This window comes from Ascidiaceihabitans sp., assembly GCF_039986515.1.
GTDB lineage: Bacteria > Pseudomonadota > Alphaproteobacteria > Rhodobacterales > Rhodobacteraceae > Ascidiaceihabitans.
Window position 1 is genome coordinate 59,744 of record NZ_JBDWQO010000015.1, and the last position, 23,628, is coordinate 83,371.

General features: G+C 57.0%; 19 protein-coding genes. 13 read left to right on the plus strand and 6 right to left on the minus strand.

Annotated elements, in window-relative coordinates; all coding sequences use genetic code 11:
* Positions 1 to 116 precede the first annotated feature (116 nt).
* The 8 genes from ABJL60_RS14870 to ABJL60_RS14905 are packed head-to-tail and all read left to right on the plus strand — an operon-like array spanning position 117 to position 8,243.
* On the plus strand, positions 117 to 1,037 hold the full coding sequence (locus ABJL60_RS14870; RefSeq protein ID WP_348289990.1) for a sugar ABC transporter permease: 921 nt from the start codon (positions 117 to 119) through the stop codon (positions 1,035 to 1,037).
* Complete coding sequence (locus tag ABJL60_RS14875) at positions 1,037 to 1,885, plus strand: carbohydrate ABC transporter permease (protein WP_108829553.1); 849 nt, start codon at positions 1,037 to 1,039, stop codon at positions 1,883 to 1,885. Before ABJL60_RS14870 ends, ABJL60_RS14875 begins: the two co-directional genes overlap by 1 nt.
* A 22-nt stretch (positions 1,886 to 1,907) precedes the next feature.
* Positions 1,908 to 3,272, plus strand: a complete 1,365-nt coding sequence (locus ABJL60_RS14880) for an alpha-glucosidase/alpha-galactosidase (protein ID WP_348374446.1) — start codon at positions 1,908 to 1,910, stop codon at positions 3,270 to 3,272.
* Positions 3,272 to 4,042 carry an SDR family oxidoreductase gene (locus ABJL60_RS14885; RefSeq protein WP_348374447.1) on the plus strand — a complete coding sequence of 257 codons (771 nt, stop codon included), beginning with the start codon at positions 3,272 to 3,274 and terminating at the stop codon, positions 4,040 to 4,042. Before ABJL60_RS14880 ends, ABJL60_RS14885 begins: the two co-directional genes overlap by 1 nt.
* Positions 4,039 to 4,932 carry a 2-dehydro-3-deoxygalactonokinase gene (locus ABJL60_RS14890; protein ID WP_348374448.1) on the plus strand — a complete coding sequence of 298 codons (894 nt, stop codon included), beginning with the start codon at positions 4,039 to 4,041 and terminating at the stop codon, positions 4,930 to 4,932. Before ABJL60_RS14885 ends, ABJL60_RS14890 begins: the two co-directional genes overlap by 4 nt.
* Before the next feature lies 1 nt (position 4,933).
* On the plus strand, positions 4,934 to 5,536 hold the full coding sequence (locus tag ABJL60_RS14895) for a 2-dehydro-3-deoxy-6-phosphogalactonate aldolase (RefSeq protein WP_348374449.1): 603 nt from the start codon (positions 4,934 to 4,936) through the stop codon (positions 5,534 to 5,536).
* Positions 5,533 to 6,372 carry an SMP-30/gluconolactonase/LRE family protein gene (locus ABJL60_RS14900; protein ID WP_348374450.1) on the plus strand — a complete coding sequence of 280 codons (840 nt, stop codon included), beginning with the start codon at positions 5,533 to 5,535 and terminating at the stop codon, positions 6,370 to 6,372. The genes ABJL60_RS14895 and ABJL60_RS14900 overlap by 4 nt, the downstream gene beginning before the upstream one ends.
* Positions 6,369 to 8,243 carry a beta-galactosidase gene (locus ABJL60_RS14905; RefSeq protein WP_348374451.1) on the plus strand — a complete coding sequence of 625 codons (1,875 nt, stop codon included), beginning with the start codon at positions 6,369 to 6,371 and terminating at the stop codon, positions 8,241 to 8,243. The genes ABJL60_RS14900 and ABJL60_RS14905 overlap by 4 nt, the downstream gene beginning before the upstream one ends.
* Before the next feature lie 72 nt (positions 8,244 to 8,315).
* On the opposite strand, the gene ABJL60_RS14910 is transcribed toward ABJL60_RS14905, so the two are convergent.
* Both ABJL60_RS14910 and ABJL60_RS14915 read right to left on the minus strand, forming a co-directional pair.
* Positions 8,316 to 9,080: an SDR family oxidoreductase gene (locus tag ABJL60_RS14910; protein WP_348290196.1), complete on the minus strand. Its 765-nt coding sequence runs from the start codon at positions 9,078 to 9,080 to the stop codon at positions 8,316 to 8,318.
* A 9-nt stretch (positions 9,081 to 9,089) separates the two neighbouring features.
* Entirely contained in the window at positions 9,090 to 10,115 is a 1,026-nt protein-coding gene (locus tag ABJL60_RS14915) for an alcohol dehydrogenase catalytic domain-containing protein (protein WP_348374452.1), read from the minus strand.
* A 324-nt stretch (positions 10,116 to 10,439) separates the two neighbouring features.
* Here ABJL60_RS14915 and ABJL60_RS14920 point away from each other — a divergent pair, with 324 nt between their 5' ends.
* The 5 genes from ABJL60_RS14920 to ABJL60_RS14940 all read left to right on the plus strand — a co-directional run bounded on the left by ABJL60_RS14920 (position 10,440) and on the right by ABJL60_RS14940 (position 17,827).
* Positions 10,440 to 12,479, plus strand: a complete 2,040-nt coding sequence (locus tag ABJL60_RS14920; protein ID WP_348374453.1) for a winged helix-turn-helix domain-containing protein — start codon at positions 10,440 to 10,442, stop codon at positions 12,477 to 12,479.
* A gap of 36 nt (positions 12,480 to 12,515) precedes the next feature.
* Complete coding sequence (locus tag ABJL60_RS14925) at positions 12,516 to 13,724, plus strand: phosphatase PAP2 family protein (protein WP_348374454.1); 1,209 nt, start codon at positions 12,516 to 12,518, stop codon at positions 13,722 to 13,724.
* A gap of 57 nt (positions 13,725 to 13,781) precedes the next feature.
* Positions 13,782 to 15,839 carry a S8 family serine peptidase gene (locus tag ABJL60_RS14930; RefSeq protein ID WP_348374455.1) on the plus strand — a complete coding sequence of 686 codons (2,058 nt, stop codon included), beginning with the start codon at positions 13,782 to 13,784 and terminating at the stop codon, positions 15,837 to 15,839.
* Positions 15,840 to 16,700: 861 nt separating this feature from the next.
* Positions 16,701 to 17,147: a hypothetical protein gene (locus ABJL60_RS14935; protein WP_348374456.1), complete on the plus strand. Its 447-nt coding sequence runs from the start codon at positions 16,701 to 16,703 to the stop codon at positions 17,145 to 17,147.
* The gene (locus ABJL60_RS14940) at positions 17,144 to 17,827 is read left to right on the plus strand and encodes an HTTM domain-containing protein (RefSeq protein WP_348374457.1); all 684 of its coding nucleotides are present in this window, start codon (positions 17,144 to 17,146) and stop codon (positions 17,825 to 17,827) included. Before ABJL60_RS14935 ends, ABJL60_RS14940 begins: the two co-directional genes overlap by 4 nt.
* Here the strand turns inward: ABJL60_RS14940 and eda are convergent.
* From eda to ABJL60_RS14960, 4 genes are all read right to left on the minus strand, one after another.
* On the minus strand, positions 17,824 to 18,459 hold the full coding sequence (gene eda, locus ABJL60_RS14945; protein ID WP_348374458.1) for a bifunctional 4-hydroxy-2-oxoglutarate aldolase/2-dehydro-3-deoxy-phosphogluconate aldolase: 636 nt from the start codon (positions 18,457 to 18,459) through the stop codon (positions 17,824 to 17,826). The two genes, ABJL60_RS14940 and eda, sit on opposite strands and share 4 nt — an antisense overlap.
* 12 nt (positions 18,460 to 18,471) lie before the next feature.
* On the minus strand, positions 18,472 to 20,277 hold the full coding sequence (gene edd / locus ABJL60_RS14950; protein WP_348290015.1) for a phosphogluconate dehydratase: 1,806 nt from the start codon (positions 20,275 to 20,277) through the stop codon (positions 18,472 to 18,474).
* 154 nt (positions 20,278 to 20,431) lie between these two features.
* The gene (locus ABJL60_RS14955) at positions 20,432 to 22,459 is read right to left on the minus strand and encodes a TRAP transporter permease (protein ID WP_348290017.1); all 2,028 of its coding nucleotides are present in this window, start codon (positions 22,457 to 22,459) and stop codon (positions 20,432 to 20,434) included.
* Between the two features lie 103 nt (positions 22,460 to 22,562).
* The gene (locus ABJL60_RS14960) at positions 22,563 to 23,567 is read right to left on the minus strand and encodes a TAXI family TRAP transporter solute-binding subunit (RefSeq protein ID WP_108829571.1); all 1,005 of its coding nucleotides are present in this window, start codon (positions 23,565 to 23,567) and stop codon (positions 22,563 to 22,565) included.
* Positions 23,568 to 23,628 lie beyond the last annotated feature (61 nt).

Consider the following 23,628-nt stretch of genomic DNA (forward strand, 5'->3'; position numbering starts at 1 on the left):
GCTCACACTTTGACCTCGCCCGGTTCGGGCGGGGTCACCCCGCACAGGCTTTTGCCCTGTCGCCCTGCTGGGCCGCAGCGCCAAGGCAACAAACCGCCAGATAAGGGAGCCGTCGCATGACCCACACCACCGACCATGCGCCCACAAAGGGTTGGTACAAGCAGAACGAAATTCGCGTGACGCCGTGGCTGTTTCTGCTGCCCGGCATCCTGTTTTTCGCGGTTTATGTCATTGTCCCCATCTTTCAATCCGTCTGGATTTCCTTTCACGCCTGGGACGGGCTGGGGGAAAAGGAATGGATCGGCCTTGGCAACTATGAACGCCTTGCCACCGACCGCAAATTCGAGATTTCGTTCTGGAACAACCTGAAATGGCTGTTCCTGTATCTGCTCGCCATTCCCGCTGGTCTGTTCATCGCATTGTTCCTGAACCAGAAAGTCTGGGGCATTCGCCTATACAAATCCATGTTCTTCTTTCCCTTCGTGATCTCTCAGGTCGTGGTCGGCTTGGTGTTTTCGTGGTTCTACTTGCCCAACAACGGGCTGTTCGACGTCATCATCGGCTTTTTCGGCATGGACATTCGTGGCGGCGTTTTGGGCAACCCCAACACAGCGACCTACGGCATCATCGCCGCAGGCCTTTGGCCCCAAACCGCCTATTGCATGATCCTGTACCTGACGGGCTTGAACGCCGTGGACCCCGAACAAGTCGAAGCCGCCCGTTTAGACGGCGCAAAAGGCTGGAAAATGCTGTGGTATGTGATCCTGCCCCAACTGAAACCCGCCACTTTCATCGCCTTTGTGGTGACGATCATCGGGGCCTTACGATCCTTCGATTTGGTTTCCATCATGACCAATGGCGGGCCATTTGGCTCCACCCGCGTGTTGTCCTTCTTTATGTTTGAGGAATCCCTGTCCGAATTCGGTTTCCGCATGGGATACGGCGCGTCTATCGCGGTGGTCTTGTTCCTGATCATGCTGTGCTTCATCGGCTATTTTCTGTGGTCCATGTACCAAGACGAAAAAGGAGCACGCTGATGTTTCCGACCCCCATCGAAAAGCGATCGCGGGCCGCGCAGTTGACCTATCAAAGCCTTCTGCCCCTTGCCCTGATCATGTGGTTGCTGCCGTTGATCGCGGTGGCGATGTTCAGCATCAAATCCTCGGCGGATTTCGCGGCTGGCAACTATTGGGGCATGCCCGGATCGTTTGAACTGTTCAACAATTACGGCAAGGTCTTTTTCCAGTCAGATATGCCGCGCTACATGGTCAATTCGCTGCTCATTACCATCCCCACAGTCATCGGGGCGGTGGCGTTGTCATCCATGACGGGGTTTGCACTGGGCATTTACAAATTCCGCTCAAACCTGTGGATCTTTTTTATGTTCATCGCAGGCAACTTCGTGCCCTTCCAAATCCTGATGGTGCCCGTGCGCGACCTGACTGTGGGCATCGGGCTTTATGATACGAAACTGGGCCTTGTGTTGTTCCATATCGCGTTCCAAACGGGGTTCTGCACCCTGTTCATGCGCAACTTTATCCGCGCTTTGCCCTTTGAATTGATCGAGGCTGCGCGCGTTGAAGGCATCGCAGAATGGCGCATCTTCTGGTACATCGTCCTGCCCCTAATGAAGCCCGCGCTGGCGGCCCTGTCGGTGCTGATCTTCACCTTTATCTGGAACGATTATTTCTGGGCGGTGGTGCTGACCCAAGGGCCAGACGCACAACCTGTGACGGCAGGCATCACCAGCTTCAATTCACAGTTCGTGGCGCAATACCACTTGATGAGCGCAGGCAGCATCGTCGCCGCCCTACCCCCTGTCGCCATGTTTTTTTTGATGCAAAAACACTTCATCGCGGGCCTGACATTGGGCGCGGTGAAATAACCCCTTAGCTTGAGTGACGCTGATGACGAAAATCACCTTTATCGGGGCTGGTTCCACGATTTTCATGAAGAATATCGTGGGCGACGCGCTGTTGACACCTGCGCTGGCAGACAGCCACTTTGCCTTGATGGACATTGATGCAGACCGTTTGGCCGAAAGCGAAATGGTGGCGCGCTCCATGATCAAAACCCTGGGCACCGGGGCGAAAGTTACCACCCACACAGATCGCCGCGAAGCGTTGGCGGGTGCAAATTTCGTTGTGACCGCATTCCAGGTCGGCGGCTACGATCCCTGCACCATCACCGACTTTGACATCCCCAAAGCCTACGGGTTGCGCCAGACCATCGCCGACACGCTGGGCGTCGGTGGCATCATGCGCGGCCTGCGCACGGTGCCTGTGCTGTGGGGCGTGGCCGAAGACATGATGCAGCTGTGCCCCAACGCCACGCTGCTACAATATGTGAACCCGATGGCGATCAACACATGGGCGCTGGCCGAACGCTTTCCGCGTCTCAAACAGGTGGGCCTGTGCCATTCCGTGCAAAACACAGTGCACGAAATGGCGCATGATCTGGAGATACCGCAAGCCGACATCCGCTATAAAGTGGCGGGTGTGAACCACGTTGCATTCTTCACGCGGCTGGAACAGGATATGGGCGACACCATGCGCGACCTGTATCCGCTACTGCGCCAAGGCTATGCGTCGGGGGCGCTGCCCAAACCGCCCCTGCTGATGCCGCGTTGCGCCAACAAGGTACGCTACGAGGTGATGGATCAGCTGGGCTATTTCTGCACCGAAAGTTCTGAACATCTGGCCGAATACGTGCCGTGGTTCATCAAGGAAGGGCGCGAAGACCTGATCGAAGACTTTTCGATCCCTTTGGACGAATATCCCACGCGCTGTATCGAACAGGTGGCCAACTGGAAGGAACAGGCCAAAGCTTTGCAAACCGACAGCGACACAGACGGCGGCATCGAAGTCGCCAAAAGCCACGAATTCGCGTCAGAACTGATGAACGCCATCGTCACCAACCAACCTTATGAGCTGTATGGCAACCTGCCCAACACAGGGCAAATCCCGCAATTGCCGATGGGGGCCGCGGTGGAAACACCCTGCATGGCCACGTCCAACGGTATACAGCCCACCGTCGTCACAGACATCCCGCCCCAACTGGTGGCGCTGATGCGCACACAGATCAATGTGCAGGAATTGACGGTGCGCGCATTGGTGGACGAAAACCCCGAACACATCTACCACGCCGCCATGATGGACCCGCACACCGCCGCCGAATTGGACTTGCGCCAAATCAGGGCGATGGTGGATGATCTTTTGAAAGCCCACGGCGATTGGCTGCCCGCCTTCGCCCGCAAAGCAAAGGCCGCATAATGGATAAAACCGCTACGTTTCACGACCTCAAAGGGGCGTCTGTTTATGTGACAGGCGGCGGGTCCGGCATTGGGGCCGCGATCACGGAAGGGTTCTTGGCCCAAGGGGCAAAGGTGGCGTTTATTGGGCGTTCCGATGCGTCCAAGTTCGTGGCCGAGATGGAGATGAAACACGGGAATGCGCCCCTGTTCCTGCAAGGCGACATCACCGACACCGCACATTTGAAAAAGACGATGCAGCAGGCGGAAAAGGCGCACGGGCCTATCACCGTTCAGGTGAACAACGCCGCCAACGATGACCGCCACGCGCTGGACAAAGTCACAGAAGATTATTGGGACTGGATGCAGGCCATCAACCTCAAATCCTACTTCTTTGCCTGCCAAGAAGCCGCGCGGCAGATGCAAAAGGCAGGGCATGGGTCCATCATCAATTTCAGTTCTATCAGCTACATCATGGGGGGCGCGGGCTACACCGCTTACACCACGGCAAACGCCGGGATCACCGGCATGTCGCGCAGTCTGGCCCGTGAACTGGGGCCTGACAAAATCCGCGTAAACGCTTTGGCCCCCGGCTGGGTGCTGACGCAAAAGCAGTTGGACAAATGGGCCGACCCCGACGCACTGGCCGCGCATCTGGACCGCCAATGCCTGAAAGACCACCTGGCCCCGCAAGACATCGTGGACGCAGTTCTGTTTCTGGCCTCAAACACCAGTCGCATGATGACAGGTCAGTGTATGGTTGTGGATGGCGGCGTGGTGGTGACAGGGTGAGCCGACCTGATTGGATAGCTGCCGATTGGGGCACCTCGCACCTGCGCGTTTGGGCCATGCAAGGCGGCACGGTTCTGGACAAAGCACAGTCAGATGCGGGCATGGCAAAGCTGGACGCGGCGCAATTTGAAGGGGCTTTGCTGGACCTGATCGGACCATGGTTGGGTGACAGCACACTTACAGTCGTCGCCTGCGGCATGGTTGGCGCACGACAAGGCTGGGTCGAGGCCCCCTATGGCGCGATCCCCACAACGCCTGTGGCCGACGGTTTGGTGCAGGCCCCCACAAATGACCCGCGCCTGAACGTCTGGGTCATTCCGGGTCTAAAGCAAACGGCGCCCGCCGATGTGATGCGCGGTGAAGAAACCCAAATCGCCGGATTTTTGGCTTTGAACGATGGCTGGGACGGCGTGATCTGTTTGCCCGGCACGCACACCAAATGGGCGCATGTCAGTGCAGGTGAAGTCGTGTCTTTCCAGACCTTCATGACGGGTGAACAATTTGCTTTGCTGACGGAAAATTCGGTCCTGAAACATTCGATCGGGACTGGGTGGGACGACACTGCTTTTAAGGATGCGCTGAACGATACGATGTCGCGGCCTGAACGGCTGGCAGCGTATCTGTTCAACCTGCGCGCCCGTGATCTGCTTGAGGGCTTTGACGCAGACAGCGCCCGCGCCCGTCTTTCGGGCTTGCTGCTTGGGGCGGAACTGTCAGCGGCACGGCCTTTTTGGTTGGGTCAGAACGTGGCCATCATCGGCGACGACACGCTGGCGCGGGCCTATGCCATGGCGCTGGACGCACAAGGTGTACCCGCACTTGTTGCGGATGCCGCCCGTATGACATTGGCCGGACTTCAAGCCGCCTACCGCACAACAAAGGACAGCTGACATGACCCGCAATCTGATCGCCATTCTGCGTGGGATCACCCCGCCAGACGCCGTCGCTGTGACCCAAGCCATCCTGGACGCTGGCATCACCACCATCGAAGTGCCCATGAATTCACCAAACGCTTTGCAAAGCATATCGAAAATGGTCCACGCATTTGGGGATGTGACCATCGGCGCGGGCACCGTTCTGGACTGTGCGCAAGTGCAAGCTGTCCATGATGCAGGTGGCACCCTGATCGTATCCCCCAATTGCGACACTGACGTCATCGCCAAAACCAAAACGCTGAACATGCAAAGCTGGCCGGGCATTTTCACACCGACAGAAGCCTTTGCAGCATTGAAGGCCGGTGCCGACGGTCTGAAACTGTTCCCCGGCAACATGGCAGGCCCTTTGGGGCTGCAAGCGCTGCGCGCGGTGCTGCCGCCCTCCACCCAAGTCTATGCTGTCGGCGGCGCGGGCCCCGATAACTTTGGCACTTGGATGAAGGCCAGCGCGGACGGGTTTGGCATTGGCTCTGCCATCTACAAGCCGGGCATGTCGGCACAAGATGTCAGCACACAGGCCCAAGCCATCGTTGCGGCCTATGACGCTGCTTTAACATGAGCACCATCTTCGACACCCGCATCTGCGCCTTGGGCGAAGGGCCATTGTGGCACCCAACCCGCAAGCAATTGTTCTGGTTTGATATTCTGGGCAAGAGGCTGCTGACCCAAGTGGGCGAAGACCCTCAAGAGTGGCAATTTGACGAACATTTCTCGGCCGCAGGCTGGGTAGATGACACCACGCTGTTCATGGCATCCGAAACCGGCCTTTGGCGCTTTGACATCACCACCGGGGGGGTAAGCCGCATCACAACCCTTGAGGCCGATACCCCCGTGACACGCTCAAACGACGGGCGCGCAGACCCGTGGGGCGGGTTTTGGATCGGCACCATGGGCAAGAACACCGAACCCTACGCCGGGGCGATTTATCGCTATTTCAACGGCGAGCTGCGCAAGCTTTACAGCGGCATCACCGTGTCCAACGCCATATGTTTTGCGCCCAACCGCAGCCACGCCTACTACACAGACACGTTTAGCAAGCGCGTTATGCGGCAAAACCTTGACCGCTATGGCTGGCCCGAAGGCGACGCATCGGTGTTTCTGGATTTGCGCGAAGACGGCTTAAACCCCGACGGGGCTGTTATAGATGCTGCGGGCAATATGTGGTTGGCGCAATGGGGGGCCGCGCGGGTCGGGGTATACGCCCCGGACGGCAGCTTTGTGAAAGCGGTGGATGTGGGCGGCACGCAGGCCTCATGCCCTGCATTTGGCGGCGATGACCTAAGCGATCTCTACATCACAAGTGCGGCCACAGGGCTGACAGGGGCACACGACGGCATGACCTTTGTACAAACAAACGCGGGCCAAGGTCTGCCTGAACCACGGGTGCTGCTATGATCCCGGAACTTGGCGTGTGCTACTACCCCGAGCACTGGGACGAAGCCATGTGGGCCGAGGACGCCGCCCACATGGTAGAGACAGGGATCACATGGGTGCGTATCGCGGAATTCGCGTGGTCGCGGCTGGAACCTGTGCCGGGACACTTCGCGTTTGAATGGCTGGACAAGGCCATCGGCATCTTGGCAGGGCACGGATTGAAGGTGGTGCTGTGCACGCCAACCGCCACGCCGCCGCGTTGGATGATTGATCGCTATCCCGACATGCTGGCCGTTGATGGCGCAGGGCAACCGCGCACATTCGGATCACGGCGGCACTATTGCTTTTCGCATTTGGGATACCGCGCCGAAAGCGTGCGCATCGCGCAAGCGCTAGGAGAACGATATGGGCGTGATCCGCGCATTCACGCGTGGCAAATCGACAACGAATACGGCTGCCACGATACGGTGATCAGCTATTCCGACCATGCAAAAATTGCCTTCCAAGGGTGGTGCGCCCAGCGATACGGCGACATAGAAGCACTCAACACGGCATGGGGGAACGTATTTTGGTCGATGGAATACACCGATTTCGACCAGATCGCCCTGCCACATCTGACCGTGACACAACCCAACCCCGCGCATGAGCTGGCATTTCGGCGGTTTTCATCAGATCAAGTCACCGCCTACAACCGCGCCCAAGCACAGGCTTTGCGGCACGCCACCGACGCCCCGCTGATCCACAACTACATGGGGCGCATCCTTGAATTTGATCATTTCGAAGTGGGGGCCGACCTCGATATCGCGTCATGGGACAGCTACCCGATCGGGTTCCTCTCGGACAGATTGGACGCCTCGGAGGCACACAAAGCCAAATACCTGCAACAGGGCGACCCCGACATGCAGGCCTTTCACCACGATCTTTACCGCAGCGTCGGCAAAGGGCGCTGGTGGGTGATGGAACAACAGCCCGGTCCGGTGAACTGGGCGCCCTACAACCCCGCCCCGCTTGAAGGCATGGTGCGGCTGTGGACGTGGGAGGCGATTGCACATGGCGCCGAAGTGGTCAGCTATTTCAGATGGCGCCAAGCCTCGTTTGCGCAGGAACAGATGCACGCAGGGTTGCTGACCCCGCAAAACGTACCTGCACCCGGCATGACAGAAGCCGCGCAGGTGGCCCGCGAAATCGGACAAATTGGCGCGATCACTCAAAAGAAAGCCGATGCAGCGCTGGTCTTTGACTACGCCTCGGACTGGTGTTGGACAACGCTTCCACAAGGCGCGGATTTCACCTATTTCAGGTTGGTGCTTGAGGCTTATAAGGCGCTGCGTCGCGCGGGCCGCACAGTCGACATCTTGCCCGCAACAGCCGGATCTTTCGACGGATATGATGTGGTTCTGGCGCCGGGATTGGCACAAATCCCCGACAGCCTGATGCAAACCGACAGCAAGGTGGTATTGGGCCCCCGCACAGGCACTGTCACGGAAGAATTGCGCATACCCACCAGCGGCACATCACCCCTGCCACAGTTTTCCGAAAGCCTGCCACCAGATCACAAACGCAGTGTGCAGGACGCAGGGCACGTGGTGCACTGGCAAGAAACATGGGATGTAGCGGACAACGATCAAACCATCATTTCAGATGATGCAGGCAAAGCCGTCCTGTTTGAAAGAGACGGGCAATTCAGACTGGCGGCGTGGCCAGACGAAACGCTTTGGGACACTATTCTGGAGCATTTCATCGCCGCAAAACCCACAGGCGATCTGCGGGTACGCACCACGCAAGACCACATATTTGTGATCAATTACACAAACGAAGACCAAAACTACCAAGACCATATTGTCAAAGGATGCGACCTTGCGATTTTCAAAGACGGCACCCGAATTCTGTAAGGTAAACCCGTCTTTTTCCTAAAAAATCCCCCCCTGGGGGGGCGAAGCGCGGGGGCAGAGCCCCCAATCACACTAACGGCCCATCCAGCCGCCATCGACGGTCAAAACTGTGCCATGCACATAAGATGCGGCCTCTGATGCCAAAAATACTGCGGCCCCACCAAAATCAGCAGGCGTGCCCCAACGGCCCGCAGGAATACGTTCAAGAATAGACTTTGAGCGCACAGGATCATCTTGCAGCGCTTGGGTATTGTCGGTGGCGATGTAACCCGGGGCGATGGCATTGACGTTCACGCCCTGCCCCGCCCATTCATTGGCAAGCGCCTTGGTCAATTGCCCGATACCACCTTTGGATGCGGCATACCCTGGCACGGTAATCCCACCTTGAAACGTCAACAACGAGGCTGTGAAAATGATCTTGCCGGAGCCTCGCGCCAGCATGCCACGGCCAATTTCGCGTGACAGCACAAACTGGGCGTTCAGATTCACCTCGATCACTTCGTCCCAAAGCGCGTCATCATGGTCTGCGGCAGGTTTGCGCAAAATGGTGCCTGCATTGTTGATCAGGATGTCCGGCTCTATGCTATCGGCTTCGATTTGGGCGGCAAAGCCACGCACCGCGCTGCGGTCCGAAAAGTCGCATTGATACGCTTTGAAAGACCGCCCCATAGAGGTGACGGATTTTTCAACATCGCTGCCTGACAATTCCAACGATGCGGAAACGCCCACAATGTCTGCACCAGCCGAGGCCAAAGCCTCTGCGATGCCACGCCCGATACCGCGCTTTGCGCCCGTAACAAGTGCCGTTTTTCCAGACAGGTCGAATGTAGACAAAATGCTCATGGGTTATGCTCCTACCTTGATCAGGCTTTTCATGGCTGTGGGGCTGGCATCAAGATTTTCGAACGCCTGCTGGATGTCGGCCAAAGGCGCCACATCGGTGATGACGGTATCCGCATCCACGCCGCCCGACGTGATCATGGTGATGGCCTTTTCATAGTCCACGGGTTCATACACGCGCACGCCGATCAACTGCAATTCACGCCAGAAAAACTGGAACATGTCCACGGCGGGTTTGGCGGCGTGAATGGCCACCATCACAATCCGTGCGCGTGTCGCGGCACAGGCCGTCATCGCATCGACACCGGGTTGGGTGCCGGACACTTCAAACACCACATCCGCGCCTTTGTCGCCAGTGCGGGCCATAATGTCCGCCTGCAGATCCGTTTCAGCGGGATTGACCGTGTCAAAACCCAGTTTCTGCAAAATGGTCAAACGGTGCGCATTGACTTCGGAAATCACAACCTTCCCGCCTGCATCACGGGCGACCATGGCCACCAGAACGCCGATGGGACCGCCACCAATCACCAAAACGTCTTCTCCGGCCTGCAAGTTGGACAAGCGCACGTCATGGCACGCAACGGCCACAGGTTCGATCAAGGCGGCATGATCCATACGAATATCGTCGGGCAAAATGTGCAACGTGTGCGCAGGGACGTTCCAGACTTCTTGCATGGCACCGTCTGTATCAAGGCCCAAAAACTTCAAAGAATGGCAAATATGCTGATGCCCTGCGCGACAGGCGGGGCAGTCACCACAATGATCCAAAGGGCGCACAACAACTTTTTGTCCTTTGGTAAACCCTTCACCGTCGGCATCAACGACACCCGACATTTCATGTCCCAAAACGCGCGTGAACCCGACACGTGCATCCATATTGCCGTGATAGACATGCATGTCGGTGCCGCAAATCCCACAAAACGCGATCCGCACCGGCACTTCGCCGGGCTTTGGCACAGGCAAGGGCACGTTTTCCAATGTAAATGTTTTGTCGCCACGGTATTGTGCGGCTGCGATCATTGGTTGGTTCATTGCGCGTCCCTTTGGATGTGGTTTCTGGGCAAGGGAACCCTGCCCCCAAGCGCTTCAAATCCTAGCGGCAAAGTTGGTTTCGGATCAATGCCCAAACCTCTTTCGGGCACACGCACCGATCAAGTTCTGCACGTACATGCAACCATAGGTACCGTATGTAGAAATGGCTTGATCGATAGGATACACACCGATTACGTTACACGGCAGGGTGGTGAGGCCGTTTGGTCTGCAACAAAGGCGTAAAATGCGCCAAAAAGGAATTGTATGACGCGGTATATCGGCTTTCAGACCAGCATCCCTTTTCGTCGGGAGAGCTGAGGTAAAATGATGGACAAGGACCCGTCACACATTGTGCTGTCTTTGGGCGACGCCACCTATGAGCGTCAATCGGGGAAATTGCGCGATGTGAACGGAGTCGAAATCACGCTGCGCCCACAATCAGCTGCGACGCTAAAACTGCTGGCGTCGCATGTGGGCGAAACCGTCACAAAAGACGCCCTGATCGACGAAGTCTGGTCCGGTCTAAGCGTGACAGACGATAGCATTGTGCAATGTATTGCAGATATCCGACGCAACATCGGGGATAAAACACGGCAAATTCTGCGCACGGTGCCCAAAAAGGGATACTGCCTGAGTGCGCTTGAAAAAGAAGTCGCGGTTGCCGCCCTTGCGTCAGCGCCACACGCACAACATGATACCGTGGCTTCTGTATTGGCCTTCGCCCGCCATGTTGGGGCCACCCTTCACATCGCCTGTGCAACAGCTGACAACGCTACGGTCTTTCATGCCGACATGGCGCAGTTCGCAGCCGGCCAGGGCCTAACCATCGCCACCAAAGGCCTCGATTGGATCGAAATTGCGTGCGAAAGTGCGATGGCAGCTTCGGCATTTGCTTTGCTTGCCGTTGCTTCGCGTCCTTTGCGCATCGGTATTGATATGGGGTTTCCGCAGGATACGCCCCCCCACCGTGCCCGCCATCTTGCTGCATTGGCCCATGCCGGTGACATCATGATTTCAGGCGAAGTGACACAGTTTCTGACTGCGGGTCTGGATTGCGATATTCTGGACGTTGGCGATTGCGTGCTGCCCGACATCGAAGAACGCACGCGGTGCTACAAGATTTTCGACCGCACCCAAACGCCCGGTACAGCTTCTGTCGTCAATCGCGAAGATTTGCTGCCTACGATTGCCGTTATCCCGTTCAAAGCCCGCAACCCCGACCCCCAAGCGGCGGTTTTGGGTGAAGTTCTGGCCGAAGACGTCATTTCCTTGTTGTCGCGATCCCTTGAAATCAACGTCATCTCCCGCCTGTCCAGCACCAAGTTTGCACAGCGTGATGCGTCTTTGGCCGAAATCGGCAAACTGTTGGGCACCAACTATGTGTTGTCCGGCCGCCACATGGCACGCGGTGGCAAACTGGAAGTCCACGCAGAGCTGGCAGAGGTCAGCACAGGGCGTATCCTGTGGGCCGACGCCGAAACCTGCGACGTCGATCAAAGCTATTCCGCCCCCGACATCATTGAATGGATCGTGGCGCGTGTGCAAAAAGCGATTTACACCCGCGCGGTGATGCAAGTGCGTCAGCAACCCTTGCCCACATTGGAAAGCTACACCCTGCTGATGAGCGCCGTGGCGTTGATGCACCGCTTGTCACCGGACGACTTTTTCAAAGCCAAAGTGCTTCTTGAGGCGTTGATGGAACGCGCCCCAAATCAAGCGGCCCCCATCGCATGGATGGCGCGGTGGCATGTTTTGCGTGTGCAGCAGGGACAATCCCCCGATCCCGGAACCGAAGCGGAACCCGCCCTGGATCTGACAAAACGCGCCCTGGATCTGGACCCCGACAACGTGTTGGCCCTTGTGTCTGAAGGCATGGTGCTGACCAATTTGAAGCGCCAGCTGCATGACGCCGAGGAACGCTATAACCGCGCCCTCGACATCAGCCCCAACGACGCTGTGGGGCGCCTTTTACGCGGCACCATGTTTGCCTTTCGCGGCGAAGGTCAGGATGCCATACGCGACACAGAACATTCGCTGCGATTGACCCCTTTAGACCCCTTGAAGTTCTTCTTTTTGTCGCTGACAGCCACCGCGTATTTAACGGCAGGCCAAAATGAAAAGGCGCTGGAACTTGCAGAGCTGTCGCTGCGTGCCAACAGCACCCACACCTCAACTTTACGCGTCAAAGGCGTGGCGCAAATGCGTCTGAACCGGGTCAAGGAAGCCCGCGAAACCGGCGTAAAGCTGATGAAGTTGCAACCCAATTTACGGGTCAGCGACTGGCTAAGACTTTCCCCCACACGCGATTATGCGTGGGGTCAGGAATTGGGAAACACCATGAAGGACATCGGTATTCCCGAATAACCAAACACAACACATTTCAAACCAAGGAGCGTTAATATGAGAAATTTTGAAGGTGGCGGACCAGAGGCCGGAATCGCGGGCATTGCAGGCATCGCGGGTATCGCGGGCATCGCCGGAATTGCAGGCATCGCAGGGATCGCGGGCATTGCGGGCATCGGCCAGCAAAACCCGCTGACATCGGATGCTTTGATCACCAACCGCGACGGCATTTCAGGAACACCGCTGCCAACCCCTTTCCCTGTCGCGGCCCCAAGCCCCGAAAATGCAAAGAACCTATCGCGCCTGTCTGCGGACGTTCGTGCCAGCATCTTCGATTTTGAATTGGCATCACGCATCGGTTTTGCAGCAACCCCGCGCACCACCAACGATCCCGCTGTTGCCCGCGTGTTCCAAATGGAAACCACGGCGAACGCAGGCGACGCGCCAACATGCGCGTATCAACCCCTGATCACCATGTCCGAACCGACAATGGACACGTTCCAAACCCAGCTGAGCTATCTGTTTTCCTATGCTGATCTACGCCCCGACCGCGGCGCGGAAATTCTGGCGCAAATCGGGTCGCCCGTGGCCTTCATGGCCTCAATCGGGTTCATGGATGCAGGCCGCACCCCCCATACCCTTGAACTGCTGGCCACGGTTCTGCGCCTTGCCCGCTTTGTTGAAATGCGCGTGAAATATTCGCTGGCGTGCAAACGCCCCCTTGAGTTTTCGCCACAAGTGCAGCCGATGATCCCGACACCGACGCATGGCACATTGCCCAGCGGCCACGCCACCGAAGCCTTCATTCTGGCACGGACCGTCTGGAAGCTGATGCGGGCCTCCAATGCTCCGCAATACAACGCCAATGATGGTGTCTTTGGGGACATGCTGATGCGTCAGGCTGCACGCGTCGCCATCAACCGCACCGTTGCAGGCGTACATTTCCCTGTGGACAGCGTATCCGGCGCACTCCTTGGTTTGACGCTGGCCGACTTTGTGTCGGAACGCTGCACCTATTGCACCGGGGACACCGGACAACGCACCTCTGCCAGCTTCAACGGCGAAAACTTTGCCGGGGCAGACGATTTCAACTGGCATCAACTGTATACGGCACCCGATGATGCCCAAGTGGCTGATCAGGTCGGCACTGACGGCAAATGGATGACATCCCAAACCGAAGATACTGCAACAGACCTGACCGATTCAGCACCGTTGCAATGGCTTTGGGGCAAAGCTGTAAAGGAATGGACCGACATCACTTCGTAAGACACCCACCCGAGGGACCTATGATTTCTTATGAATTGAAAACGGAAAGGAAGCGCCATGCAGCTTCAATGGAAAGATGTTTCGGCACCTGATGTGCTGGACTATAGCACCGACTACCGTTTGCGGCAGGCGGCCATGCAACAGGGTGCGCCAGCACAAGACCAGTGGTGGTCTGCGCTGGTGCAGCTCGACAATATGTCATTGGTTGGATTTGCAGATGTGTTGCAGTCCAGTTTTGACGGCGACGCCGTGATCCCTGTCGAGGATCTTATTGAAGGCGAAGATGAAAGCGACCCAGATTTCTTTGTCAAAATCTTCGCCAAACCAAACGCTCTGAAGGCGCTGAACGCCACCGGCAACAGCTTGGGGGTGCGCGACATCAATCTGGGCCACGAAGTCAGTGATGACGCGGCCGCCACGGCAAGCAAACCCGACCTCGTCGAAGGTGCGGCCAACAACATCACGGTGGTGGAGGACGGCACTGTGACTGTCGGCATCATTGATGATGGTATCGGTTTTGCCCACAATCTGTTTCGAAAAGGGCTGACCGAAACCCGGCTGGCGGCGATGTATATCATGGATGCCGACAACGGGCCGAACACGGCCGTGGGGCGCAAGCTGTTTACGAAGCAGATCAATGCCTTGATGGTCAAGAACACCTTTTCAGGGATTCTCGACGAAGAGGCGTTTTACACAGCAGCAGGCAGCATCAACTACGCAAGCCCGTATTTCTCAACCACCATGTACCGCAGATCGCACGGGTCACATGTGATGTCACTGGCTGCGGGATATCCGATGGAAGATGCGCGTGAAGACCGTCCGATTGTCGCGGCCCAGCTTCCAAGTGCCGTCAGCGAAGACACCACCGGCACAAGTTTGGCCCCAAGCCTGCGGTCAGCCCTGCGGTTCATCAAACGGCGTGCAAAACGTATTCGCGTCGGATCGACAAGTGGACCGATTGCGCCTTTGGTGGTGAACTTCAGCTATGGCAACTTCAATGGCCCCAGTGATGGGACCAGCACGATTGCGCGGATCATCGACCATGAAATGCAATCGACGCCTGAAGAACAACGGCGCATGGTCATGCCTGCGGGCAATTCCAATCTGGCGCGTGTGCATGCCGCGATCAACTTTGCACAGGCACCGGCGGGTCATGATATCACGCTTGATCTGAACGTGATGCCGGATGATTTTACCGGCACCTTCGTCGAAGCATGGATGCCCTACAGCGCCAGCACACCGCCGCCCAACTTTGTTGCAGTGCGTGTAACCCCGCCATTCGGGTCCACCAGCTTGCTGGTGCATGCGCAGGCGGGATCAAGTCAGGTGCTGCACAACGCGGCCGGTGAACAAATTGCCGAACTTGCCTATGCGTTGGAACCTGCCCCAACAGCGCGTGGGGTGATCACCTTGTCGATCAACCCGACCTTCACAAACGAAGACAGCGTGCATGTGGCCCCGTCGGGGCGTTGGACCATGGCCTTTCAAAACAATTGCCTGCCTGACGATGAAACCGTTCAGGTGCGCATCCAGCGTGATGAAACCTTGCCCGGCTACAAAACCGGTGCACGGCAAGCCTATTTCAACAACGCCTGCTATGTGCGCTTCAACAAGATCGGAGCACCGTTGCCTGTTGATCCCGAAGGGTCCGATTGCCCCATCCAGCGTGCAGGCACCTTGAACGGCTTTGCCTGCGGAGACGAGCCGATCATGATCGGCGGGTTGACGCAAAGCAACGGACAGTTGGCTGTTTATTCCTCTGCGGGGCCAAGTTCCAAGGCGCGGGGGGCTGCTGTTCCCACGCGCATGGGGCCAGACGCCTCAGCACGCAGCGATGACAGTCTTGTGGTCTACGGCGTGCTGGGTGCCGGCACCCGCAGCGGGTCCATGGTGCATCAGAACGGAACAAGCGTGGCAGCACCACTTGCGGCCCGTATGGTGATTGATGCTTTGGCTGAAGGCGAAGACGCAGACCGCGCTTGGGTGGCTGCACAGGGGGAATGCGATGACAGCAGTTATCCTCCCCTGCAACCAGCGCAACCCTTTGCCACACGCACCGGGGGCGGACGGCTTCGGTTGGCAAATCCTTTTGGACCGCAGCCACCACAGCCTTAACGCCATCTGATGTTGTTTTCGCATACGCTTTCGTAAAACGACAAAACCGGCAAAAATGTGTGAAATCGGCCCCCACTCGGGCCGATTTCTTGCATTTAGGGACAAAATTTCTGCATTTAAGGCAGAAGCAACTTCTTGAAACAAAACGCATTTCGTAAATTTTCGTTTTTTTTAGCCTGAGACTTCAGGATTCCACACAGCACCTTGCGTAATGTGAACCCACGACGTCGAGCCACGCTGAAACGATCCTTGCGCACCAAAGCAAATTACTGCCGCACAAGGAAAGCAACGCAAGGAAAGACCGAGTTGTAATATGCCTGAACATTTCCAGTTCAGGCTGCAAACCCGAAAGGTCATATTTTTGACCGATCGACCGGGGGCGCAAAAGTAAAGGGTACGAAGGGGTGTTTTGGTACGAGTAAGTTTCGATGGTGCGATCCGTTCGTAACATCAAAGTGTAGTCTGCACGGTGCGTCACAATGGCTAGGTTTATTTCGACCTAAGTCGACGCACCGTGGCGAAAGTTTTCGACATCAGTTGCAATGAATGGGCCTTTTATTCCGAGGGTTCTAAATGGGGGGGTGCGTTTGAAGTTTCGTTCCCGATCAAGGCAGCTGTTTTTTTAGAACTTAGTGTGGCGGCGTATTGAGCCATACATCAATCCGGCCTGCTGTGGCGTGATCTGGAAACAGAAAAGCGGTGCAGTTCAATTTTAGAAGCCTGCGTGCCTCGTCAGCACGCAGGTCAGGCTTGGTTGATGGGCCACACATTTTTTTAAACGCGCTTGGTGTCTGTGCAAAGCCGGGCGGTGGCACGCCCGTTTTTAACGCGATCCTAAACAAATTGAACCAATGTCAGGCGATGCTGCGCGTATTCTCATTGCTGTTGCCCTGCCTCATTCCGTCATGGCGTTTTTTCCAAGCCATAGAACCAAGTCCACGCGTTGAATGGCGTATGGTTTGCGATCTGCCCACACCAACTTCCTCTTGGGTTCCCTACAATCCGCGTCCTCAGACCACGTCGGTGTTCACCATGCTGCGCAAGCTATTCTGGAATCCTGCCTGGAACGACGACCTATTCATGGTCAGCCTGTCCGAACGTCTGACGCTGGCCCCTTCCACCCACAGCATTGATGAAATCCGCGCACGCATCACCCGACAGGCCCAGCGGGGTGCCCCCTCGCTTAGCCCCACATCACAGCTGCAATTCCGTCTTGTCTTCATCAGCAGAGGGGACGCATCTGACGCTTCTGCAATCGTGACCGAAACCACCTATGTTTCTGCGCCCTTCGCAGCCTTCGCACCATGAGCTTTGAGTGCGCCCAACGCCTGACTGAAATCCTGCTGGCCCTTGCCCTGTTGCAAAGCGCGTTGGAACATCTGGTCCACAGCCCACAAAACCGCATCGTCTTTGCAGTACGGATCATCTGTTGTGCGCTGATTTTGGGCGACCTTGTGACCCCTTGGGCGTTGCTTGGGCTGTTTCTGACGGCTGTATTTCTGCTGCACCGCTTTCAAGGGCCCTACAACGGCGGCAGCGACAAGATGGGTATCTTGATCCTGTTGTGTCTGGGCCTAAGCCATGCAGCACCTACGCCGTTTTGGCAGGACATGGCCTTTGCCTATCTCGCGGTGCAATTGACCCTGTCCTATTTCATTTCCGGTCGGGTCAAGTTGATGAACGCCGAGTGGCGCAGCGGTCAGGCATTGTCAGATGTTTTTGCGTTCTCTGCATATCCCGTGGCGGAAAACCTGCGCGGATTGGCACACCGCACCGGCTTGTTGCGCGCCATGTCGTGGTCGGTCATCGGCTTTGAGGTCTTGTTTCCCCTGACCCTGCTCAGCGTCCCCAGCCTGTATTTGGCCTTGATCATCGCAAGCCTGTTTCACATGGCAAATGCATGTCTGTTCGGCTTGAACCGCTTTTTGTCGATATGGATCGCGGCCTACCCATCTTTGATCTGGTTTCAGGACCGGATTTTTGGCTAGAGGGCTGCGGCAGCTTTTGCCAATGCGGTAATGCCCGCCCAATCGCCTGCTTTGACAAGATCCTTGGGGGCCACCCACGACCCGCCTGCACAAACCACATTTGGCAAGCTTAGATACTCTTTTGCATTGCTGGGGCTGACGCCGCCTGTGGGGCAGAAACTGACCTGTGGGATTGGCGCACCGATGGCTTTTAGGGCAGGTGCACCGCCAGACGCTTCGGCAGGGAAGAATTTCAGCATTTTGTACCCGCGTTCCAGCAAACGCATTGCTTCGGACGCGGTTGCGGCACCGGGAAGAAGCGGCAAACCTGCATCCTCACATGCATCCAACAGCCGGTCTGTCGCACCTGGGGACACGCCAAACGTCGCCCCCGCATCTTTTGCTGCAAGCACATCAGCAGGTGTCAAAAGCGTACCAGCACCGACAACCCCGCCCGCGACAGACGCCATTTCACGGATCACCTCAAGCGCGGCAGGGGTCCGCAATGTCACCTCTAATGCAGGCAAGCCGCCTGCCACCAACGCTTGCGCCAACGGTGCGGCATCCTTGGCATCGTCTACCACCAATACAGGCACAATCGGGGCCATTCGGCATATTTTCAGCGCGGCGGCGCTTGCATCTTGAGGGGTCATTTTATGGTCTCCTTAAACAACAACAGCAGCGCCGGTGTCACATCCACCAACCGTTTGGCGGAACATAGCAAACAATTCGCGGCCCACACCATGGCCATTGTCATCCAGATTTGGCGTGGCTGGGGCGCGGTTTTCGACGCCTTCGGTCAACACGGCAAGCGTTCCCGCCTGAGCGTCCAACCGGATCATATCACCGTCCTGAATTTTGGCGATCAAACCACCGTCCAGCGCCTCGGGGCACAGGTGCAAAGCAGCAGGCACTTTGCCAGAAGCTCCGGACATGCGCCCGTCCGTGACCAAGGCCACTTTCAAACCACGATCCTGCATCACCGCCATCAACGGGTTCAGCGCGTGCAGTTCGGGCATTCCGTTGGCTTTCGGACCTTGGAACCGCACAACGATCACTGTGTCTTGGGTCAACTCACCTGCCTGAAACGCAGCTTTGACCTCAAGCTGGTCGTGAAAAACCCGCGCAGGGGCTTCGATCACGTGATGCTCGGGCTTCACGGCTGAGATCTTGATCATGCCACGCCCCATATTGCCTTCCAGCTTTTTCAATCCGCCTTGCGGCGCAAACGGATCAGACGCAGGGCGCAAAATGCGGTCGTTGTGGGACACGCGCGGCTCGTCTGCCCATGTCACTGCGCCGTCTTTCAGCACAGGCGCTTTGGAATAATCCTGCAAGCCGTTCCCCATCACCGTCACCGTGTCAGGATGCAACAAACCCTCATCCAGAAGGTCGCCGATCACATAGCCAAGCCCGCCTGCCGCATGGAAATGGTTCACATCGGCCAACCCGTTCGGATACACCCGCGCCATCAGTGGCGTCGCATCGGAAATGTCCGACAGGTCCTGCAAATCAAGGATCACGCCAGCGGCGCGCGCCATCGCCAAAATGTGGATCACAAGGTTCGTGGACCCGCCTGTCGCCATCAATCCGACCAAGCCGTTGACAAAGGTCCGCTCATCCAGAATGTCACAAACCGGACGGTAATCATTGCCGAGATTGGTAATTTCCAGCGCCCGTTTTGCACCTGCATGGGTCAGCGCGTCGCGTAGATCGGTGTCGGGGTTCACAAAGGACGCGCCGGGCAGGTGCAATCCCATAAACTCCATCAACATCTGGTTGCTGTTCGCCGTGCCGTAAAATGTGCAGGTGCCGGGGCCATGGTAGCTGGCCATTTCGGCGGCCATCAGCTTGTCGCGTCCCACTTCACCTGTGGCGTGCTGTTGGCGCACTTTGGCCTTTTCGTCGTTTGGCAGGCCGGATGGCATCGGCCCCGCAGGCAGGAACAGCGCGGGGATATAGCCGAAGGTGGCGGCCGCGATAATGAGACCCGGCACGATCTTGTCGCACACACCAAGATAGACGGAGCTGTCAAAGACATTGTGGCTGAGGGCGACGCCGGCGCTTAGCGCGATGACGTCCCGCGAAAACAGCGACAATTCCATGCCCACTTGCCCTTGGGTCACGCCGTCACACATGGCGGGAACACCGCCTGCGACCTGCGCGGTGCCACCGTTGGCCAGCGCGGTTTGTTTGATCATGTCGGGAAAGCGTTGAAACGGTTGATGCGCGGACAGCATGTCGTTGTAGGCGGTCACGATACCGATGTTTGGCGCGTTTTCTGCAACCAGCGGCGCCTTTTCCGCGCCCATCGCGGCGTAGGCGTGGGCTTGGTTGCCACAGCTTAGATGTGCGCGACGCGGCCCCTCTTCTGCGGCTTTGCGCATCCGCATCAAATAGGCATCACGCGCAGGTTTGGACCGCTCGATGATCCGCTGGGTGACGTCATTGATCGTGGCATTCAGGGTCATGGGAATCCTCCGCGTTGTTGCAGGTCACATACATTTGTTAGCGCTAACGGTCTAGTAAATAATTTCCGCAAGTTGTTTGCCGAACCTCACTGGCGCCCAGAAAACGCAAAAGGCCACCCCGAATGGGGCGGCCTTTCATTCATGTTCAGCCTAATCAAGCCGCAGTTTTACGCCGCGCCAATTGCATCAACAAAATCGGTGCCAACAGCCCCAGACCAATCGCCATCGAAAGCAAACCCGGCGCAATAAACAGGAAGGACACAATCGCCACATACCAGCGTTCCCACGTTTTCAGATGCGTCAGCATGTACCCCGAAAACGCGATCCCCAGCCCGCCGATGCCCATCATCGCCCCCGCCAAGGTCACGGTAAACGCGCCCCACGTAAAGCCCTCTGCCACCAGCAACAAAGCAGGCGAATAGACAAAGACAAATGGCACAAGCGCTTTGGCAATGCCAAGACGAAACGCCGTGTTGCCTGTCTTGAACGGGTTCGACCCCGAAATGCCTGCCGCCGCGTAAGCTGCCAAGGCCACAGGCGGCGTGATGTCAGCCAAAACGCCGTAATAAAAGACAAAGAAATGCGCCACCAGCGGCTCAACCCCAAGGGCCGCAAACGCACCGCCCGTCACCGACACAAGGATGATGTAGGTCGCCGTGGTCGGCACACCTGCCCCCATCACAATGCACGCGACAGCCACCAGCAACAGCGAGAAAAACAGCGCCCACTGTGACAGATCGAAGTAGTTGAACAAAGGCAGCGCCGCAAAGAAACCAGCCATATCGTTGGCCGTGGTGATCACGATGTGGCCTACGCGAAAACCAGTACCTGTCAGGGTGATGACCCCCACAATGATGCCCACACACGCCGCAGCAGCACCAATGGCAATTGTGCCCCGAGCGCCTGATGCCAGCGCGTCAAACAGCCCGGGCAACGTCATGCGGTCGTTGGGTTTCAAGAACCCGACAACAACACAGGAAATGATGGCGTAAACAGCGGCATAATCCGGCGTCCAGCCCGTCAGGATCATATAAACAAGTACGATCAAAGGGGCCGCTGACAGCCAGTTGGCTTTCAGAACCTTCAGGAAAATCGGCATTTCTTCCGGGCTTAGACCGCGCAGGCCAAGTTTCTTTGCCTCAAGATGCACCATCACAAAAATTCCGAAGTAGTGCAGCAAAGCCGGAAACAGCGCCGCCGCCAGAACGTCGCGCAGCGGAATGTTCAAAAAGTCGACCATGATGAAAGCAGCCGCGCCCATAACAGGCGGCGTGATCTGCCCACCCGTCGATGCCGTGGCCTCGACCGCGCCTGCGAAATGCGGTGGATAGCCGACCTTTTTCATCGCCGGAATGGTCAACGCACCCGTCGTCACGGTGTTGGCGATCGATGACCCAGAGATCGAGCCCATAAAGGCCGACGAGCAAATCGCGACCTTTGCAGGCCCGCCAGAATAGCGACCAGCCGCAACAGTCGCGAGATCAATGAACAGCTGGCCAAGGCCGATACGCGCGGCCAGAACCCCAAACAGAATGAACAAAAACACGTATTTCGCCATGGCTCCGATGGCGATGCCATAGATGCCTTGCGTGCCGTAAATCCCATCCACAAAGCCCTGCCAATGCACGCCACCGTGTTTCAAAATGCCGGGCGCGGATTGGCCGAAAATAGCATAAAGGATGAAGAACCCCGCAATCAAAGGCAGGGTGTACCCGATAGATCGTCGGGCCGCTTCCAACGTGAACAACAGCACAACAGACCCCATGAACGTGTCCATGGCGTTGGGGTTGCCCGCGCGGGCCGCAGCCTCGGCCGGGGGAATAAGCGGCAGGTAAAGCGCAGCACTGACCGCAAGAATTGCCAGCGCTATATCAACAACATTCACGCCATCGATATAATACCACCCCTTGGGCGGCCCCGTCACCGTGATGTCGCGCCGCCACGAAAACAGCAAAAACGTCAGACCAAGAACAAAAGCAAGGTGGATGCCGTAATGCAAAAGCTCGCGGATCAGCGCGAAACCGGAAACGTAAAAATGGTAAATCGACATGGCGGCCAAAAGGACCGAAATGACAAACGCCATTTTGGATCCCATCGGCCGAAACGCAGATTCCGTATCGTATTTCCGTTCGATCTGCGCCAGTTCTTCGGCTGAAAGTTCAGCCTGAGCGTTCGTGACCATTGTGTCCCCCGATGTCGCCAGTTGCGATTAACACGCTGTTTGAGCTTAACAAAAAAGCCCGAACGCCATGAATGCGCCCGGGCTTTTCCATAAACTCAAACGCTTACTTCAGAAGGCCGGCTTCTTTGTAAAACCGCTCGGCGCCTGCGTGCAATGGCACACCGATACCGTTCAGCGCCGTATCAGGCGTGATGGTTTTGCCTTTGGCATGGCCCACGTCCAGCAGCTTGCGGGATTCGTCGTTCCACAGTGCTTTTGTGATATTGTACACCAGCTCTTCGTCTTCTTTGGCAGATGTGAACCACTGTGCGCCCACGGCGACAGTTGTGACCGCATCGACGCCTTCATAGGTGCCTGCGGGGATGTCAGAGGACGCAAAGAAGCCATATTTTTCGGTCAAAGCATCCGCGCCAGCACCGTCGATTGGCACCAGTTTGATGTCTGCAGCCGAGGCCAGCTCAACCAAGGCACCTGTGGGGTAGCCCGCAACCACAAAGAACGCATCGATCTTGCCGTTGCGCAATGCTTCTGCCGCTGCGTTGCCTTTCAGCGCTTCGGCTGAAATGTCGTCAACAGTGATGCCGTTGGATTCCATGATCAGGTTGGCGTCGACATATGTGCCTGAACCCGGTTCGTCCAAAGACACGCGTTTGCCTTTCAGGTCAGCGACGGAATTGATGCCGCTGTCTTTCAGTGCAACAAGGTGAATGTGCTCTTCGAACAGGGCTGCGATGGTGCGCAGGTCCGTGGCAGGCTCTTTGCCTTCCATGGTGCCAGTGCCCGTGTAAGCCCAGAACGCGACGTCAGATTGGGCAAACCCAGAGTTGCGCAAACCGGAAATGATTGCGTTTACGTTGTCCACTGACCCACGTGAAGACACCGCAGATGCGATCAAACCTTCGACGCCACAAGATCCACCCTGACCACATTCGCGCGACCCAGGAGGCTTGGAAATCGCATTCGCGATCACGCCGCCCACTGGGTAGTAGGTGAAGGCTGTGCCACCCGTACCGATTGTGAAAAACTTGATGTCTTGTGCAAAGGACGCAGTGCCCATGCCCACGACAAGCAACGCTCCAAGCGCGGCTTTCTTCATAGTATGCAACATGATGTTTCTCCCGATGTTGTTGGTGTTTTCGTTAGCATGACAGGTGTGTGCCTGTTGGCAA

Bases quoted from the DNA above. Each gene is read 5' to 3' on its own strand.
- ABJL60_RS14870 (WP_348289990.1), top strand. From the start codon at position 117: ATGACCCACACCACCGACCATGCGCCCACAAAGGGTTGGTACAAGCAG.
- ABJL60_RS14875 (WP_108829553.1), top strand. From the start codon at position 1,037: ATGTTTCCGACCCCCATCGAAAAGCGATCGCGGGCCGCGCAGTTGACC.
- ABJL60_RS14880 (WP_348374446.1), top strand. From the start codon at position 1,908: ATGACGAAAATCACCTTTATCGGGGCTGGTTCCACGATTTTCATGAAG.
- ABJL60_RS14885 (WP_348374447.1), top strand. From the start codon at position 3,272: ATGGATAAAACCGCTACGTTTCACGACCTCAAAGGGGCGTCTGTTTAT.
- ABJL60_RS14895 (WP_348374449.1), top strand. From the start codon at position 4,934: ATGACCCGCAATCTGATCGCCATTCTGCGTGGGATCACCCCGCCAGAC.
- ABJL60_RS14900 (WP_348374450.1), top strand. From the start codon at position 5,533: ATGAGCACCATCTTCGACACCCGCATCTGCGCCTTGGGCGAAGGGCCA.
- ABJL60_RS14905 (WP_348374451.1), top strand. From the start codon at position 6,369: ATGATCCCGGAACTTGGCGTGTGCTACTACCCCGAGCACTGGGACGAA.
- ABJL60_RS14915 (WP_348374452.1), bottom strand. From the start codon at position 10,115: ATGAACCAACCAATGATCGCAGCCGCACAATACCGTGGCGACAAAACA.
- ABJL60_RS14920 (WP_348374453.1), top strand. From the start codon at position 10,440: ATGATGGACAAGGACCCGTCACACATTGTGCTGTCTTTGGGCGACGCC.
- ABJL60_RS14925 (WP_348374454.1), top strand. From the start codon at position 12,516: ATGAGAAATTTTGAAGGTGGCGGACCAGAGGCCGGAATCGCGGGCATT.
- ABJL60_RS14930 (WP_348374455.1), top strand. From the start codon at position 13,782: ATGCAGCTTCAATGGAAAGATGTTTCGGCACCTGATGTGCTGGACTAT.
- ABJL60_RS14935 (WP_348374456.1), top strand. From the start codon at position 16,701: ATGCTGCGCGTATTCTCATTGCTGTTGCCCTGCCTCATTCCGTCATGG.
- ABJL60_RS14940 (WP_348374457.1), top strand. From the start codon at position 17,144: ATGAGCTTTGAGTGCGCCCAACGCCTGACTGAAATCCTGCTGGCCCTT.
- eda (WP_348374458.1), bottom strand. From the start codon at position 18,459: ATGACCCCTCAAGATGCAAGCGCCGCCGCGCTGAAAATATGCCGAATG.
- edd (WP_348290015.1), bottom strand. From the start codon at position 20,277: ATGACCCTGAATGCCACGATCAATGACGTCACCCAGCGGATCATCGAG.
- ABJL60_RS14955 (WP_348290017.1), bottom strand. From the start codon at position 22,459: ATGGTCACGAACGCTCAGGCTGAACTTTCAGCCGAAGAACTGGCGCAG.
- ABJL60_RS14960 (WP_108829571.1), bottom strand. From the start codon at position 23,567: ATGTTGCATACTATGAAGAAAGCCGCGCTTGGAGCGTTGCTTGTCGTG.